Origin of the sequence: Halomonas cupida (assembly GCF_900142755.1) — a bacterium.
Lineage (GTDB): Bacteria > Pseudomonadota > Gammaproteobacteria > Pseudomonadales > Halomonadaceae > Halomonas > Halomonas cupida.
In genome coordinates, this window is the sequence record NZ_FRCA01000005.1 from 24,419 (window position 1) to 40,760 (window position 16,342).

A 16,342-nucleotide genomic window follows, 5' to 3' on the forward strand; every position below is an offset into this window, starting at 1 on the left:
TCAGCGACCTCCCTGACCAATCAGCTCGAGCCATGGCATGTCCGGTAGTGGTATACCGAGGGCATGCTCGAACAACAGGTACAGACCAATGGAGAGCCCAACACCGGCCAGCAGTGCCTGGCGCCAGTGGGCCCCGAACAGTCGAATCAACAACACCGCCCCCACCATGGATACCGGCACAAAGCCCAGCGGCTCGAGCAGACTGGCATAGACCACCAGCAGAACCACCACGGCCAGCTGCCTCGCCAGACCGGCCCGGTCCGGCCAGCGCTCGTTGAAACCGGGTCTGACAATGAGGTACAGCGCCAACACGGCCATCGGGATAGTGACCAGGCGTGGAAAGGCACCCGGCCCCACTGGCTGCATGAAACCGGTCACGAAGCTGTGCGAATGCCACCAGGCGGCCACCGCCAGCACCAGCAGGATGGCACCTGCAATGCGATCGCCGACCGGAGCCGGTCGGCGATTGTCCTGAGCATGGGCCTCGCTCAGTTCACTCATTGGATAACCCCGATGTCACGGGAGATGCCCTCGACACGCTCGATGGACTCGAGCACGAAATCCGAGAAGTCCTCTCCACCGCGCCACAGTGGCACCAGACCATTCTGTGCCGCGACCTGTTTCCATTCGTCGCTGCTGTACAGCTGCTCGAGAGTATCCACCATGGCGGCGTAGTCCTCGTCGGACACCTCGCCACCGGTGTAGAAGCCACGCCAGTTATAGCCGGTCACGTCATAGCCCTGACTCATCGCCGTCGGCAACTCGTCGAAAGGCGCCGGCAACGGCTCTTCCGACAATACCGCCAGCACTCGCACATCACCGGACTCGATGAAGCCGGCCACTTCACCGAGGTCGGTGGATACCACATCAACATGGTTGCCCATCATCTGGGTCACCGCCGGGCCGCCGCCATCGAACTGCACCCAACGCATCTGGCCGATCTGGTCACTGCCCAGACCGGCGGCCTGGGCCAGCATCAGAGCGCGGATATGGTCCCAGCCACCAGCACCGCTGGAGCCCGCCACGGCGAGCGAAGTGGGATCATCGACGAGTGTCTCCAGCAACTCGTCAAGGTTCTGGTACGGGCTTTCATCGTCAACCAGGATCACCCCGACATCGGTGCCGAGCATGCCCAACCACCGCATGGTTTCGGCATCCCCCGGGTAGTGTCCCTGAGCAATCTGGGTCATGCCTACCGTACTGGTCGCGACGATCAGGTCGCTGTCATCGGCGCGCTTGCCGGCGACATTGGAGAACGCCACAGCCCCCACGCCACCCGGCATGTTGGTTATCTGCACGGTGCCATCGGTCAGTTCCAGATCCGTCAGCAACCTGCCGACGCTTCGACAGGTGAAGTCCCAGCCACCGCCGGGGTCGGCAGGCGCAATACATTCGTCAATGGGCAGCGCCTGGCTGGGCGCCGACACCACCAGTCCTGCAGCAATCAGTGAAAGGCCTGAACAGCGCTTGAGAAACTTGACCGGCATATCGATCTCCTTGTCCGCCCGAGGCGGCCCTTGTTGTTGTGAATCGTTGTTGTGAATTGCTGTTGTGAATTGCTGTTGTCGACTGAGCGTTGTGGTCGATTGATTGTGTTGGCGTGGTGATACTGAAGCTCTTGTATCCGAGGCAGACCTCACCGCGGCCTTTCTTCAGCGTCGTGGATATCAGAAATTTTTCAAATGACTCCCTGATCATATAGAGCGCGGCGTTCTTCCGCGCCAATGCCCAGCTCCTCGAGAATCTCGTCGGTGTGTTCACCAAGCTGCGGGGCCGGACAGCGGACAGCAGCAGGAGCCTCGCGCATCTTCACGGGAAAGCCGGTGGTGGTAATGTGGCCGACCTCGCCCTGGTCCAGTTCCAGCCGCATCTGCTGATGCTGAATCTGTGGATCCTCGAAAGTCTCGGCAATATCGTGCACTCGCCCACAGGGTACACCGGCCTCATTGAGCTGAGTGATCCACTCGGCTACCGTGCGTTGCCCTATAACGCTGTTGAGCCGCTCACGCAGGGGTTCGCGATGCTGCATCCGCTTGTCATTGCTGTCGAAGCGCGGATCCTCGAGCAGTTGCTGTTGCCCCAACGCCGTCAGTAAGCGCATCACCATGGTTTCACTGCTCGGTGCAATGGCAACTTCACCGTCGGCAGCCGTGAACAGGCCATAGGGATAGAGCATCGGGTGGTCGTTGCCGGTGCGCTTCGGCACTTCTCCAGTGGCAAAGTATTCGGCCGCCAGGTAACCCATCATCGCCACCAGCCCATTGGTCAGCGCCGTCTCGACAATCTCGCCCTGGCCGGTACGCTCTCTACGCACCAACGCCGCGCTGACACCGAAAGCCAGGTTGAGGCTCGCCACCATGTCACTGATCGGTGGAGCCGCGCGCATGGGGACACCTCCCGCCTCGCCGTTGACTCCCATGAATCCGCTCATGGCCTGAGCCACGAAATCATAGGCGGGACGATCACGGTAAGGGCCGCTTGACCCAAAACCATTGATACGACCGACCACCAGGCGCGGATAACGCTGCCGCAGCGTCTCGTCATCCAGCCCCATGGAGGCCAGGACACCGGGACGATAATTCTCCACCAGCACATCGGCGCCCTCGAGCAGACTGGCAAGAATCCGGCGACCACGCTCACTGCGCAGATTGAGGGTCAGCGACCGCTTGTTGCGGTTGAACTGGGCAAAATAGGCACTGAAGCCGTTGATCATATTGCCCTGGCGACGCACTACATCCCCTTCACCCACCGTCTCGACCTTGATGATCTCGGCCCCATGATCGCCCAGCATCTGGGTGGCAAATGGTCCGGAAATGACCCGAGTCAGGTCGATGACACGAATCCCGGCCAGGCTGCCGAGGGATGAAGGGGCGGACAATGACGACATGGCGAGATTCCCGAAACTGGCAAGATGACCATCCTTGGTGATCTCAGCACTGCGCAAGCTACTGAGCCAGCATGGATATTCCAGTCAATATAACGGCTGCACCGCTGGCACCCCATGCTCCTTTCCGCTCATGTCCCTTGCCACTCACCACTCATGCCCCTTACCTGGTGCTGCCTCGGTCCTGTCCCGATCTCTCCCTCCACCCACCTGATATCACTACCTCTACAAGGTGATTCCATAAGATTCCTTCGCCTTGATACTGATGCACGACAAATTCTTTCGCCCTCGACTCCCGCATCCTTCGCTGTCACCTGCTTTCCCTCGAGAGGGCATTCACGTCGCATCCGAGATGACGCTCGCCGCTGCTGTCGGCCAGGTGCGCATCGCCGATATTTCGCCCGCTGAAAAGGCCAGCTTTCATGCAAGTCACTACTTCCGCGTCATCGAGCGCTGACAGGGGATTCTGCGGACATCCCGGAGCCCTCGGCCCGCTGTTCTTCACCGAGATGTGGGAACGCTTCTCCTTCTATGGCGTTCGCCCCATGCTGGTGCTGTTCATGGCCGCACCGCTGCTGAGTGGCGGCCTGGGCTTCGACGCGAAGACCGCCGCCGCCATCGTCGGTATCTATGGTGGTTGCGTCTACCTTGCGGCGCTGCCCGGCGGCTGGCTGGCCGACAACTGGCTCGGCCAGCGCCGGGCCGTATGGTATGGCTCCATCCTGATTGCCCTGGGCCACCTGTCCATTGCCAGTTCTGCTCTGGTGGGCCCGGTTACCTTCTTTATCGGCCTGATTCTGATTGTCATGGGAACCGGGCTGTTCAAGACCTGTATTTCGGTGATGGTCGGCAGCCTCTATGACGAAGGCGATGCACGCCGTGACGGCGGTTTCGCGATCTTCTACATGGGCATCAATCTCGGCAGTCTGGTGGCTCCGCTGTTGACCGGCTGGTTGATGGAAACCCGCGGCTGGCACTGGGGCTTCGCAACCGGAGGAACCGGCATGCTGGTGGCACTGCTCCTGTTCCGCCTGTGGGCCGTACCCGCCATGCGACGTGCCGACGCCGACCGCGGACGCCCCTCGAGCTGGGATGCTCCCGCCGTCAAACGACGCCATGTCGGCAAGTACGTGTTCGCCGCTGTGGCGTTGGTCGCGTTGACGGTGTCGCTGGTGAGCAGCGGTGTCGTGCACATCAATCCTCGAGCGGTGGCCGAAGCCATGACCAGCGTGCTGATCCTCTGCTCGCTGTTGTTCTTTGTCTACCTGCTGTTCTTCTCCGGCCTCGATGGCGAGGAGCGCAAACGGGTCGCCGTGTGCCTGATACTGGTGGTCGCCGGTGCCTGCTTCTGGGCAGCCTTCGAACAGCAACCCACCTCGTACAACCTGTTCGCCGCCCAGTACACCGACCGTACCGCCTTCGGCTGGGAAATCCCGACCCTGTGGTTCCAGTCATTGAATCCGGTCTTCATCGTGCTGCTCGGCCCGCTGTTCGGCTGGCTGTGGCCAGCGCTGGGCAAGCGCCGTCTCGAACCCGGCAGCCCGATAAAGTTTGTGCTGGGTCTGCTGCTGGCGGCCATTGGTTTCGGTATCATGGTGCTGGCGGCACGCGAGGTCATCGCCAGCAATGGCCTGGTCTCGCCAATGTGGATCGTCGGCAGCATGCTGCTGCTGACACTGGGCGAGCTGTGCTTGTCACCGGTGGGCCTCTCGACCATGTCCGGCCTCTCGCCCCAACGTACTCAGGGTCAGTTGATGGGACTGTGGTTTACCGGCGCGGCGCTGGGGAACCTGGTGGCAGGGCTGATCGGCGGTCACGTCAACCCCGAGGAGCTGCAACAGCTGCCCGAACTGTTTGCCCGCTCGGCCATCGCCCTGGTGATTTTCGCCGTGGTCCTGTTGTTGCTCGTTCCGGTGTTCAAGCGCATGCTGAGGCACAATCGTATAATCGACCCTCGCGCCACCACTGAAGGCGGCGCTGAAGCCATTGTCTGAATCCGGAGTTTGAAGCATGTCATCTGCCACTGCCCCAGTAGCCGCCAGTCGCCTTGCTGCCCTGCGCGAAGCCATGCAACGCCAGGGTGTTGATGCCTGGTGGCTGCCTTCCAGTGACCCTCACCACAGCGAGTACCTGCCGGAACACTGGTCAGGCCGTGAATGGTTGTCAGGCTTTGATGGCTCGGTTGGCACTCTGGTAGTGACACAGCAGGAAGCCGGCGTGTGGGTCGACAGCCGCTATTTCGTGCAGGCCGAGGCCCAACTGGAAGGCTCCGGCATCTCCATGATGAAGCTGACCCAGGGCCAGGCAGCGGCACCGATACGCTGGCTGGCAGAGCAACTGCCCGCTGGCGCCACCGTTGGTTATGACGCTCAAGTGGTATCGCTGGCCCATGCTCGCCAGATGGATGACATTCTCGGCGCTGCCGACATCGTCCAGCGTGGCGACCTCGACCTGCTCGACGAAGTCTGGACCGACCGTCCCGAACTTCCGAGTGCCCCGATCCGCGCCCATGCGGCCCAGTATCTGGACGAGTCACGAGCCCAGCGGCTGTCCGGGGTACGCGAGGCCATGGCCGAGCATGGCGCCGACTGGCATTTGATCTCGACCCTTGATGACATCGCCTGGCTATTGCAACTGCGTGGCGCCGATGTCGGATTCAACCCGGTATTCCTCGCCCACCTGCTGGTCGGCCGCGACAGCGCTACCCTGTTTGTCGCCCCCGGCAAGCTCGACAGCGAGCTGAGCGCAAGCCTCGCCAACGATGGCATCCAGATCAGCGACTACAGCGACTGGTCCAGCGCCCTGGCCGCACTGCCGACCAGCCAGACCACACTGATCGATCCAGCCCGCCTGTCACTGGGTACTCGCCAGGCCCTGCCTGACGCCATGCCGGTCATCGAGACCTTCCAACCCAGCACGCTGGCCAAGGGCTGCAAGACCGACCATGAACTGGGCTGGGTGCGCCAGACCATGGAAACCGATGGCGTTGCCCTGTGTCGCTTCTTCGCCTGGCTGGACAAGGCGCTTGTCGCAGGGGAGCGGGTCACCGAGCTGACCATCGATGAGCGTCTGCGTGAACAGCGCCAGCGCGCCGAGACGTTTGTCTGCGAGAGCTTCAGCACCATTGCCGCCTTCAACGCCAACGGCGCTCTGCCGCACTACCACGCCACCGAGGAAGCACATTCGGTGATCGAGGGGGATGGCCTGCTGCTGATCGACTCCGGTGGTCAGTATCACGGCGGCACCACCGACATCACACGCATGGTGCCCGTGGGACAGGTCTCCGACGCACAACGCGAGGACTGCACTCTGGTACTCAAGGGCATGATCGCCCTGTCACGCGCACACTTCCCGCTGGGCATCGCCGCGCCACGGCTCGACGCCATCGCCCGCGCGCCGCTGTGGGCCACCGGGCGCGATTATGGTCACGGTACCGGTCATGGTGTCGGCTACTTCCTCAATGTCCACGAAGGCCCCCAGGTGATCAGCTCGGGCGCGCCCACCGCGGCCCATACCGCCATGCAGCCGGGCATGATCACCTCCAACGAGCCGGGAGTGTATCGTCCAGGCCAATGGGGCGTGCGGATCGAGAATCTGGTAGCCAACCGCCCGGCACCGGAAAGCAAGTTCGGTGACTTCCTCGAGTTCGAGACACTGACGCTGTGCCCCATTGATACCCGTTGTCTGAACCTCGAGCTGCTGGATGGCGACGAGATCCAATGGCTCAACGCCTATCACGCCGAGGTTCGCGAGCGTCTGGCGCCCCATCTCGACGGCGAAGCGCTGGAATGGCTGGAAGAGCGCACTGAAGCTGTAAGCTGACGAGCCGCGAGCACCATGGTTCTACCGCTCGTAGCTCGCGACCCACATGGATGTGGGAAGTGTGCATGTTCGTCGGGAACGAACATGTGCCAGCTCGTAGCTCGTAGCTCGTAGCTCGTAGCTCGTAGCTCGTAGCTCGAACACAGTGTGCTCGCGACTCGTAGCTGAAACTCAGTCTTCTGCCAGGGAGGGCAGCAGCACCTTCAGCTTGCGTGTCAGGGTATTGCGTCCCCAGCCGAGCAGTTCCGCGGCTTCGCCCTTGCGACCGCCAGTGTGCTTCAGCGCGGTTTCGATCAGGATACGTTCGAAATCGGGCACGGCTTCCTCGAGCAGGTGAGTATGGCCGGCAGCCAGAGCGTGGTCGGCCCAGCCACGGAAGGCCTCTCTCCAGTCCCCGGTCGCCACGCTACTGGCACTCTCCAACAGTTCCGGCGGCAGGTCCTCGACGAGGATCTCCCGCCCGGACGCCATCACCGTCAACCAGCGGCAGGTATTCTCCAACTGGCGAACGTTACCGGGCCAGTCCACACGGGTCAGGTGAGCTTCGGCTTCAGCCGTCAGCACCTTGACGTCGGTGGTCAGCTCACGCGCCGCCTCGGCAAGAAAATGCCTTGCCAGGCGCGGAATATCCTCACGCCGCTGGGCGAGCCGTGGCAGATGCACGCGGATCACGTTGAGACGATGGAAGAGATCTTCACGGAAGCGTCCATCCTCCACCAGCGTCTCTAGATTCTGGTGCGTCGCGGCGATGATGCGCACATCAACCTTGACCGGCGTATGCCCACCGACCCGGTAGAACTCGCCATCGGCCAACACTCGCAACAGTCGAGTCTGGGTCTCGGCGGGCATATCGCCGATCTCGTCGAGAAACAGTGTGCCACCGTTGGCCTGCTCGAAACGCCCCTGTCTTTGCGCAGCGGCACCAGTGAACGCCCCCTTCTCGTGCCCGAACAGCTCCGATTCGATCAGGTCTCGAGGAATCGCCGCCATGTTCAGCGCGATGAACGGCTGCGTGGCACGGGGGCTGTGCTGATGCAGGGCTCTCGCCACCCGCTCCTTGCCGGTACCTGATTCGCCGTTGATCAACACGGTAATGTGCGAGTGAGCCAGACGGCCGATGGCGCGGAAGACCTCCTGCATGGCTGGGGCTTCGCCAATGATCTCGGCGTCCATGCCTTCCGGTGCCGACACCGGGCGCTGCCGTTCTCGGGCATGCGCCACAGCGCGACGCACCAGCGCCAGCGCTTCATCGACATCAAAGGGCTTGGGCAGGTATTCGAACGCCCCGCCCTGATAGGAGGCCACCGCACTGTCGAGATCCGAGTGCGCAGTCATGACGATGACCGGTAGTTCCGGGTGTGCCTCGCGCACCCGGGACAGCAGATCGAGCCCATCGAGACCGGGCATGCGGATATCGGTCACCAATACGTCCGGGGGATCCTGCAACAGGCGGTCCAGAACACGATCGGCACGATCAATGGTTTCCACATCGAGATCGGGCTGCGCCAGGGCACGCTCCAGTACCCAGCGAATGGCACGATCATCGTCGACGATCACAATGCGTGCAGCATCAGTCATCACGCTTCTCCAGCGGAATCAACAGACGGAATTCGGTGCGCCCGGGTTCGGACTCGCACTCGATGAGCCCCTGGTGTTGATGCAGAATCGATTGGGCAATGGACAGTCCCAGTCCACTGCCTTCCGCACGACCAGACACCATGGGGTAGAAAAGGGTTTCACGCAGTTCATCCGCAATGCCGGGGCCGTTGTCGATCACGCTCAACTCGCAGACCAGACGATGGCGGCGACTGCCGAGGGTAAACTGGCGCCGCGCCCTGGTGCGCAGCTGTAGGGTTGGTTGCAGCGTGCCGGACTCGGTCACCGCCTGCACCGCATTGCGCGCAACGTTGAGTACCGCCTGAATCAGCTGTGCTTCATCTCCGTGCAGTTCAGGAAGGCTGGGGTCATAATCACGCACCACAGTGATATCCGGCTCTTCCACCAGCAGCAATGAGCGCACACGCTCGAGCACACGGTGGATATTGAGCGGCTCGTTGCGGCTGATGCGATTGGGCCCCAGCATCGAGTCGACCAGATCACGCAGGCGGTCGACCTCCTCGATGATGATGCGAGTGAACTCCTTGAGCTGCGGCGCATCCTCGAGATCCCGTTCGAGCAGCTGGGCCGCGCCTCTTATACCCCCAAGGGGATTCTTGACCTCATGGGCCAACCCACGGGCCAGCACCTTCATGGTTTCCTGGCGCGATTGCAGAGCTTCCTCACGGGAGATGCGCAACAGGCGATCGCGAGGTTCCATTTCCAGCAGCAACTCGTTCTCCGATAGCGGCGTTACCGTATAGTCGACCGTCAACGCTTCCCCACCTGCCAGACAGATCCGCGCCTCGCGTTGGGTATAGGGGTGCAACGCATCGCGGGCCTTGTAGAGAACGGCGGCAATATCTTCCTCGCCGCCGAGCAGGTCGGGCAGGCGCTCACCATCCCGGCGCGCCAGACTGACCGCGAGCAGTGATTCCGCTGCTGGATTCATCCACGTCAGCTTGAGATCTCGGTCCAGCAACAGCACCGCTGTGGTGAGATGTTCAATGATGCCTTGCGTCATATCGGTTTCCGTCGGTGGCAAATCGGCCGAGTTGCTGCCTTCCACGCCATGGTCGGGCATTAAAGTGTCGCGTTTCTATTGCGGGCCTTGCCATTGAGCAACGTATTGCAGGAATCGGGGATGCAGGAATCAAGGTGCAAGAAGCGGGCCATGCCATGTTCAGGCAAGTCAACAATGCCCCCGAAACCCCAGTATTCCCGTCCGAGCTACGGCCACAGAGCCACGAGTCCAGACCATCATCTCTACCGATTACCCGACCCGATGGCCTTATGCACCATGTTAGTGCACCCCAATGGTGCAAGGCGAGGAACCTTGTTCCTCCAGGGCGCATGCCCTGCCTCGATCAACGGTGCTGCTTGCGCAACATCAGGTCAGACGCAAACCGGCCCCGCCAGGCAATGCATGGCGGGGCCGGTCTTCAGCAACCCGATTCAGGGCTACGACTGTCATGCGGCACTCTCGAAGAGAGCACCGACAGCATCAGCAGCTGTAGTACATATCGAACTCGATCGGGTGAGTCGCCATGCGAATGCGCTCGACGTCCTCGAACTTGAGTTCGATGTAGGCATCGATCATGTCGTCGGTGAACACACCACCTTCGGTGAGGAAGGCGCGATCTGCGTCCAGTGCATCCAGCGCCTGATCCAGGCTCTCGGCCACGGTCGGGATGGCCTTGCCTTCTTCCGGCGGCAGGTCATACAGGTTCTTGTCCATGGCATCGCCAGGATGGATCTTGTTCTTGATCCCGTCGATACCCGCCATCAGCAGCGCCGCGAAACACAGATAAGGGTTGGCGGTCGGATCCGGGAAGCGGGCCTCGACGCGCTTGGCCTTGGGGCTGGAGGTGTACGGAATACGGATCGACGCAGAACGGTTGCGGGCACTATAGGCCAGCATGACCGGAGCTTCGAAACCCGGCACCAGGCGCTTGTAGGAGTTGGTCGAAGCGTTGGTGAAGGCGTTCAGAGCACGAGCGTGCTTGATGACACCACCAATGTAGTACAGGGCCATCTCCGACAGGCCGGCATACTGGTCACCAGCAAACTGGTTGACACCATCCTTCCAGAATGACTGGTGGACGTGCATGCCACTGCCGTTGTCGCCGACCAGCGGCTTGGGCATGAAGGTCGCAGTCTTGCCGTAGGCATGGGCCACGTTGTGCACGACATACTTCAGTGCCTGCACTTCGTCGGCCTTCTTGACCAGAGTGTTGAACGCCACACCGATCTCGTTCTGCCCGGCATTGGCCACTTCATGGTGATGCACTTCCACCTTCTGGCCAACGGCCTCGAGGGTGTTACACATCGCGCCACGCATATCGTGGAAGCTGTCGACCGGAGGGACCGGGAAGTAGCCACCCTTGAGACGTGGGCGGTGACCCAGATTGCCGCCTTCCATGGAGCGGTCGGTAGCCCAGGCACCTTCTTCGGACGAAATCTTGTACATCGCACCTTCAACGTCGGACTTCCAGTGCACTTCATCAAAGATGAAGAACTCAGGTTCCGGACCAAAGAAGGCGGTATCGCCCAGGCCAGAGGACTGCAGATAAGCCTCGGCACGCTTGGCGATGGAGCGCGGATCACGCTCATAGCCTTGCATGGTGGCCGGCTCAATGATGTCGCAGACCAGCACCACAGTGGCATCTTCGGTGAACGGGTCCACGTACGCCGTGCCGTCATCCGGACGCAGGATCATGTCGGATTCGTTGATGCCCTTCCAGCCGGAGATCGATGAGCCATCGAACATCTGACCGTTCTCGAAAAACTCCTCGTCCACATCACGGGCGGGGATGGTGACGTGCTGCTCTTTACCGCGGGTATCCGTGAAGCGCAGATCAACCCACTTCACATCATGTTCTTCAATCAGGGCAAGCGTCTTATCTGACATGTGGTCCTCCACGTTGAACTTGTGTCGTAACTCGAGCCTTCCGACGGATCGGTAATGTCATGTCACCGACTCCAGAATGGGGGTATTTCTGTTGTCTTTCGGGGTACCCGAACTGTTGTAGCACGCCCCCGGGCAACTGCCCACGAAGACATGCGCGACACGATGACACTGGCAAATACTGTTGCAGATTCCATGCCATCCCTGCACCAGCATGAACAAGAATCCTGACAATGCCATGATTTATCTAGCGATTTAAATTTCACGAATCTGCGCCACAATAGTTCATCCAGCACAGGAACCCAATGCACCTGTGTCAACACGGGCGTTTTCTGCACCATAGTAGTGCTCAGTATCAATACTGCACCTTCATAGTGCACATCACTGTGATCTGCGCATTCGAATATCGGCTACCTCTTGCGACAGTCACATTGCTGGCACCATTTGCAACACAAAGATACACTTCATTACGAAGAATCCGCCATCCAGGGTGCCGGTTCTGCCAGCATGGGGTGCCATCTTGAAAACAAGCCTGATCATTGACGCGGTATCGGCAGGGAAGTTACTTCCGTCGCTGCTCGCCACCACGATCCAGTTATCCTCGGTTCATGGCAACAGTGAGGTTCTGGTGGTGGATGATGGCACCCTCGATCAGCAACTGCATGATCTTTCCAACAGCAATGCGCGTATCGTCCGCTGTCAGGCCTCCACCCTCGGCCAGCGACTCAATATGGCCGCATCCCTCAGCCACGGACGTATGCTTGGCTTCTGCCAGAACACCCTGGACGTGTCCTGGGTGGAGCGAATGCTGGCCGCTGCCGAAGGACGCACCGGGCTTGTCGACCGCATGAGCTCGGCCAACGGCGTGCCGTTGATTGAAATGCATCCACTGCGCCGCCTGTTACCGAGTTGGCTGCGCTGGAGACCTCACTACGCAGCACGCGCGTTGGGCGTGGAGCGCACCTGGTTCGACCGTATGGGAGGGTTCGATCCATCACTGGAAGGTGATGCCATGGAGGATCTCGCTACACGCCTCAAGGCCTGCCGCGCCAATATCGTGACTCAGGGAATCTATTAACCCGGCATGCTTTCATGTTGGGTCAATGGCGGTCATTACCTCCAGACAGGGCGATTACCTCGAAATTGAGCCCCCCGTAGCCCACTGAATACCCTCAAGGTTCCTGTTTCCAACCAAATTGACGTGGTTAAAGCTGGTAGCCGTAACCGGCCAGGCACTATAATGCTGCCCCAATTTTCCCAGCAGGATCGCGTCGTGATCGAGAATCTTCGCAACATAGCCATTATCGCTCACGTCGACCACGGCAAAACCACCCTGGTCGACAAGCTGCTCAGCCAGTCAGGTACCCTGGACCGCAAGGCCGAAGGCCAGGAGCGGATCATGGATTCCAATGACCAGGAAAAGGAACGTGGCATCACCATCCTGGCCAAGAACACCGCGATCCGCTGGAGCTCTCCGGAAGGTCAGGACTACCACATCAATATCGTCGACACCCCAGGGCACGCTGACTTCGGTGGTGAAGTCGAGCGCGTCATGTCGATGGTTGACTCTGTTCTGCTGCTGGTCGACGCGGTTGACGGCCCCATGCCGCAGACCCGCTTCGTCACCCAGAAGGCCTTCGACCAGGGCCTCAAGCCGATCGTCGTTGTCAACAAGATTGACCGCCCCGGAGCTCGCCCTGACTGGGTCATCGATCAGATCTTTGATCTGTTCGACAACCTCGGCGCCACTGACGAGCAGCTCGACTTCCCGATCATCTACTGCTCTGCCCTCAACGGTATCGCTGGCCCCGAGCCGGACCAGCTGGCCGAGGACATGACGCCGATGTTCCAGTCCATCGTCGATATCGTCGAGCCGCCGAAGGTTGAGCTCGATGGACCTCTGCAGATGCAGATCTCGGCACTGGATTACTCCAGCTATGTGGGCGTCATTGGCCTTGGTCGCATCACGCGCGGCGCAATGTCGGTCAACCAGCAGGTCGTGGTGATCAACAAGGAAGGACAGACTCGCCGCGGCAAGGTCGGTCAGGTCATGACCCACATGGGCCTAGATCGTGTACCGACCCAGCAGGCCACCGCCGGCGATATCGTCTGCATCACCGGCATCGACGACCTGGCCATCTCCGACACCATCTGTGACCCGGTCGCTGTCGAGGCGCTGCCACAGCTGACTGTCGATGAGCCGACCGTGTCCATGACCTTCCAGGTCAACGATTCACCGTTCGCCGGCAAGGACGGCAAGTTCGTCACCAGCCGCAACATCAAGGACCGTCTCGAACAGGAGCTGATCCACAACGTTGCACTGCGCGTCGAACAGGGCGAGTCCCCGGAGAAGTTCATTGTTTCCGGTCGTGGTGAACTTCACCTCTCGGTGCTGATCGAAACCATGCGTCGTGAAGGCTTCGAAGTGGCAGTAGGCCGCCCGGAAGTCATCATTCGTGACATCGATGGCGTCAAGCAGGAGCCGTACGAGGAAGTCATCATCGACTGCGAGGAGCAGCATCAAGGGTCGATCATGGAAGAGCTCGGTTACCGCAAGGGCGAGCTCAAGAACATGAATCCGGATGGCAAGGGCCGAGTGCGTCTCGACTTCATCATCCCGGCACGTGGCCTGATCGGCTTCCGTGGCCAGTTCCTGACCCTGACCTCCGGTACCGGTATCCTCACCAGCCGCTTCGACCATTACGGTCCGCTGCGCCCTGATGCCGCCATCGAGCGTCGCAACGGCGTACTGGTATCAATGGTGCCCGGCAAGGCGCTGGCCTATGCCCTCTATGCCCTGCAGGAACGCGGCAAGCTGATCATCGACCACGGCACCGAGGTCTATGAAGGCATGCTGGTGGGTATCAACAACCGTGCCAATGACATGGTGGTCAACCCGACCAAGGGCAAGAAGCTCGATAACATGCGTGCCTCCGGCAACGATGAGAACATCGTGCTGACTCCGCCGATCCGCTTCACACTGGAGCAGGCCATCGAGTTTCTCGATGATGACGAACTGGTCGAGATTACTCCCAACCACATTCGTCTGCGCAAGAAGTTCCTGACCGAGAACGAACGCAAGCGCGCCGGCAAGAAGTAAGATGCATGTGCCTCGTGTTCAGCGCCTGGCGTTGAATACGAGGCGCCTGACCCTGAGTGCCAGGACTGCACAACGGTAGTGGGTTGGAGCTATGCTTGGGGATACCAGTCCATTGGCTGAACCTGATCATTGACAGACAAGGAGCATCTTGCATGCACAAGCATGTCGAATGGGACGACCCGGGCGCGGACAGCGTCGAGAAATACTTTGCCGACAAGCCTGACGAATACCCGACGGCACATATCGGCAGCATCATCGCTGGCCGCTACCATGGTTACTCCGTACGTGTTCGCGTCGAAGCCCGCGTTGATGATGTCAGCATCGGCGACGTTGTTGCGCTGATTTCCGTGCGTAGCGGTGAACGCACCAGGAACACCGGTGAACTCGCCATCGGTGATACCGTTCGCCTGCCCGACAACCTGCGCGCACTGGCTCCCCGCGTCGCCAGCAAGTAGTCCCGCCCCTACACGTCACACCGAGACACTGGCCATGTTCTGTGGCCGGTGGCTTGGCATGTTGTCTGCACGCTACTCCCGCCCCTCAAGCTCCTCATCTCATCAAGTACCCCATCTCGTCAGGTTTATTACCGCACAGGTACTGCGCCCTACCTGCTCGCTTCGGACAAGGATGTCATCCTTTGACTAATGGCTGAGTCTCCTGAACGTGTCAGCATCAGACACACGTACGGAATCCACTGAAGGGGACTCAGGATGACAACTACAAGAATCTCAGGCGCCCTGCGCCTTTCCATGATTGTATTGGCTATCGTCAGCTTGACAGGCTGCTCCAGTAGCGGTGGCGGCGGCAGTGACAGCCCTCGCCCTCCGGCCACAGAAATGACCTCGAGCAATGGCGACAGTGAAAGCAGTGGTAGCGACACCAGTACCAGCACTGGCAATGGGGGCAACAGCAGTCCCAGCACTGACAATGGGGGCGACAATAGCACCAGCACTGGCAATGAGGGCGACAACAGTACCAGCACTGGCAATGAGGGCAACAACAGCACCAGCACTGGCAATGGGGGCGACAACAGTACCAGCACTGGCAATGAGGGCAACAACAGCACCAGCACTGGCAATGGGGGCGACAACAGTACCAGCACTGGCAATGAGGGCAACAACAGCACCAGCACTGGCAATGGGGGCAACAGCAGCACTGGCCCGGAAGTCACACCGCCCCCTGTCTACGGCACGCTGACGGATGGCATCCCCGATGATGAGACTCTGACCCTGAACACGGCAAACCTCAGTCAGACAACCTCCAGGGACGGGTTTACAGGAGGACGCTCATCACTATCCAACCAGGCCACTATCGAAGTCGTCACCGAGTCTCATGTCCGTCTCCGCGACCCGGCGTCGGGCGTGAATACCTTGCTGAAAAAAGCTCCCGATGGCCGGTACTCTGATGGGGAGATAACACTGGTTCTAACCCCGACAGATTGGCTGGATTACACCAAAATGGGTGTCTGGATCAGCACCGATGACGACCCCAGTCAACTCAACTATCGCGGGTTCGTCGGTGGCTACCCGACTCTCAGTACCGATATGCCGACCTCCGGCACCGCTAGTTACCACGGCGGCACCCGCGGTGTTGCCAGCAGTAACCGCGCCTCCAACTCCATTGAAGGCAACGCCAACATGACGGTGGACTTCACCGATGGCACTCTCAACGGCGCCTTTACTGATATGCGGGTCGCGAGCTCCGTCTACACCTCTGCAACCGGAAGCCCAAGGACTGACCACACGCCCAGGCCCTGGAATGATGTCAGCTTCACCGCCAACCTGAACGACAACACCTTCGCGGGTCGCACCCGGGTGACTTCTGTCCCGGATTCCGCCGAAGCCTTCAATGCCGATGCTTCTGGAGATATTGAAGGCCGCTTCTTCGGGCCACAGGCAGCCGAGGCGGGCGGGGCCTGGTCGCTGAAAGACAGCAGTGGCAACAGTGCAGCAGGTCACTTTGCCGTCAAACAGTGACCGTGGCTGACACAGGGCGGAACCTGTCCAATAGGGCTGGTACCGCCCCACGTCAA

General features: G+C 60.5%; 12 protein-coding genes. 6 read left to right on the top strand and 6 right to left on the bottom strand.

What is annotated here, in order from left to right:
* The 3 genes from BUE38_RS10325 to BUE38_RS10335 all read right to left on the bottom strand — a co-directional run bounded on the left by BUE38_RS10325 (nt 1) and on the right by BUE38_RS10335 (nt 2,887).
* Nucleotides 1-501 (bottom strand): tripartite tricarboxylate transporter TctB family protein, encoded by a 501-nt coding sequence (locus BUE38_RS10325; RefSeq protein ID WP_073435141.1) that lies wholly within the window; start codon nt 499-501, stop codon nt 1-3.
* Nucleotides 498-1,487, bottom strand: a complete 990-nt coding sequence (locus tag BUE38_RS10330; protein WP_073435142.1) for a Bug family tripartite tricarboxylate transporter substrate binding protein — start codon at nt 1,485-1,487, stop codon at nt 498-500. The genes BUE38_RS10325 and BUE38_RS10330 overlap by 4 nt, the downstream gene beginning before the upstream one ends.
* A 191-nt stretch (nt 1,488-1,678) precedes the next feature.
* On the bottom strand, nt 1,679-2,887 hold the full coding sequence (locus BUE38_RS10335; RefSeq protein ID WP_073435423.1) for a CaiB/BaiF CoA transferase family protein: 1,209 nt from the start codon (nt 2,885-2,887) through the stop codon (nt 1,679-1,681).
* A gap of 419 nt (nt 2,888-3,306) precedes the next feature.
* Here BUE38_RS10335 and BUE38_RS10340 point away from each other — a divergent pair, with 419 nt between their 5' ends.
* Together BUE38_RS10340 and BUE38_RS10345 are read left to right on the top strand one after the other, a co-directional pair.
* Nucleotides 3,307-4,878 carry a peptide MFS transporter gene (locus BUE38_RS10340; protein ID WP_073435143.1) on the top strand — a complete coding sequence of 524 codons (1,572 nt, stop codon included), beginning with the start codon at nt 3,307-3,309 and terminating at the stop codon, nt 4,876-4,878.
* A 16-nt stretch (nt 4,879-4,894) separates the two neighbouring features.
* Nucleotides 4,895-6,706 carry an aminopeptidase P family protein gene (locus tag BUE38_RS10345; protein WP_073435144.1) on the top strand — a complete coding sequence of 604 codons (1,812 nt, stop codon included), beginning with the start codon at nt 4,895-4,897 and terminating at the stop codon, nt 6,704-6,706.
* Nucleotides 6,707-6,877: 171 nt separating this feature from the next.
* On the opposite strand, the gene ntrC is transcribed toward BUE38_RS10345, so the two are convergent.
* The 3 genes from ntrC to glnA all read right to left on the bottom strand — a co-directional run bounded on the left by ntrC (nt 6,878) and on the right by glnA (nt 11,213).
* Nucleotides 6,878-8,284, bottom strand: coding sequence for a nitrogen regulation protein NR(I) (gene ntrC / locus BUE38_RS10350; protein WP_073435145.1), 1,407 nt, complete (start codon nt 8,282-8,284; stop codon nt 6,878-6,880).
* Nucleotides 8,277-9,326 carry a nitrogen regulation protein NR(II) gene (gene glnL / locus BUE38_RS10355; protein ID WP_073435424.1) on the bottom strand — a complete coding sequence of 350 codons (1,050 nt, stop codon included), beginning with the start codon at nt 9,324-9,326 and terminating at the stop codon, nt 8,277-8,279. Before glnL ends, ntrC begins: the two co-directional genes overlap by 8 nt.
* Before the next feature lie 480 nt (nt 9,327-9,806).
* Entirely contained in the window at nt 9,807-11,213 is a 1,407-nt protein-coding gene (gene glnA, locus BUE38_RS10360; RefSeq protein ID WP_073435146.1) for a glutamate--ammonia ligase, read from the bottom strand.
* A 517-nt stretch (nt 11,214-11,730) separates the two neighbouring features.
* Between glnA and BUE38_RS10365 the strand changes: the two genes are divergently transcribed.
* From BUE38_RS10365 to BUE38_RS10380, 4 genes are all read left to right on the top strand, one after another.
* A complete protein-coding gene (locus BUE38_RS10365; protein WP_143166283.1) occupies nt 11,731-12,288 on the top strand; it encodes a glycosyltransferase family protein in 558 nt (185 codons plus the stop codon).
* 195 nt (nt 12,289-12,483) lie between these two features.
* Nucleotides 12,484-14,310, top strand: a complete 1,827-nt coding sequence (typA, locus tag BUE38_RS10370; RefSeq protein WP_073435425.1) for a translational GTPase TypA — start codon at nt 12,484-12,486, stop codon at nt 14,308-14,310.
* A gap of 152 nt (nt 14,311-14,462) precedes the next feature.
* Nucleotides 14,463-14,765 carry a hypothetical protein gene (locus tag BUE38_RS10375; RefSeq protein WP_073435148.1) on the top strand — a complete coding sequence of 101 codons (303 nt, stop codon included), beginning with the start codon at nt 14,463-14,465 and terminating at the stop codon, nt 14,763-14,765.
* Between the two features lie 255 nt (nt 14,766-15,020).
* On the top strand, nt 15,021-16,286 hold the full coding sequence (locus BUE38_RS10380) for a transferrin-binding protein-like solute binding protein (protein WP_143166284.1): 1,266 nt from the start codon (nt 15,021-15,023) through the stop codon (nt 16,284-16,286).
* Nucleotides 16,287-16,342: the final 56 nt, after the last annotated feature.

Bases quoted from the DNA above. Each gene is read 5' to 3' on its own strand.
- BUE38_RS10325 (WP_073435141.1), bottom strand. From the start codon at position 501: ATGAGTGAACTGAGCGAGGCCCATGCTCAGGACAATCGCCGACCGGCT.
- BUE38_RS10330 (WP_073435142.1), bottom strand. From the start codon at position 1,487: ATGCCGGTCAAGTTTCTCAAGCGCTGTTCAGGCCTTTCACTGATTGCT.
- BUE38_RS10335 (WP_073435423.1), bottom strand. From the start codon at position 2,887: ATGTCGTCATTGTCCGCCCCTTCATCCCTCGGCAGCCTGGCCGGGATT.
- BUE38_RS10340 (WP_073435143.1), top strand. From the start codon at position 3,307: ATGCAAGTCACTACTTCCGCGTCATCGAGCGCTGACAGGGGATTCTGC.
- BUE38_RS10345 (WP_073435144.1), top strand. From the start codon at position 4,895: ATGTCATCTGCCACTGCCCCAGTAGCCGCCAGTCGCCTTGCTGCCCTG.
- ntrC (WP_073435145.1), bottom strand. From the start codon at position 8,284: ATGACTGATGCTGCACGCATTGTGATCGTCGACGATGATCGTGCCATT.
- glnL (WP_073435424.1), bottom strand. From the start codon at position 9,326: ATGACGCAAGGCATCATTGAACATCTCACCACAGCGGTGCTGTTGCTG.
- glnA (WP_073435146.1), bottom strand. From the start codon at position 11,213: ATGTCAGATAAGACGCTTGCCCTGATTGAAGAACATGATGTGAAGTGG.
- BUE38_RS10375 (WP_073435148.1), top strand. From the start codon at position 14,463: ATGCACAAGCATGTCGAATGGGACGACCCGGGCGCGGACAGCGTCGAG.
- BUE38_RS10380 (WP_143166284.1), top strand. From the start codon at position 15,021: ATGACAACTACAAGAATCTCAGGCGCCCTGCGCCTTTCCATGATTGTA.